The organism is Variovorax sp. VRV01 (assembly GCF_014852545.1).
Taxonomy (GTDB): Bacteria; Pseudomonadota; Gammaproteobacteria; order Burkholderiales; family Burkholderiaceae_C; genus Variovorax; species Variovorax beijingensis_A.
In genome coordinates, this window is sequence record NZ_JACVBS010000103.1 from 1 (window position 1) to 255 (window position 255).

Genomic DNA, 255 nt, shown 5'->3' on the forward strand with positions numbered 1-255 from the left:
TGGCCTAGCCGCTATGTGCAATGATTCGAAAGACCATCGAATCTTGGGTGACATGGCGCTCTGGCTTTCTGAACGGGCTTCTGGCGTCGTGGACTTGGGTGGGGAGATTTCGGAACTCGGAGACCAGACCACGAAGGTTTCATATCAGACAGCCGCGGGCCACATTTCCTGTTTCTCCGTCCTCGACCCCGAAGGACTTCGCGCGTGGCTTGGAAGCACGAGCTTCCGGATGGTCAAGTGACGAACTCGACCGTC

The 255-nt window shown here is 57.3% G+C and carries 1 protein-coding gene; it reads left to right on the plus strand.

Going from position 1 to position 255, the window contains the following annotated elements; translation table 11 throughout:
* Nucleotides 1–241, plus strand: a 241-nt coding sequence (locus IB278_RS34035; RefSeq protein WP_225613358.1) for a DUF6368 family protein, incomplete at its 5' end; no start/stop codon positions are given.
* Nucleotides 242–255: the final 14 nt, after the last annotated feature.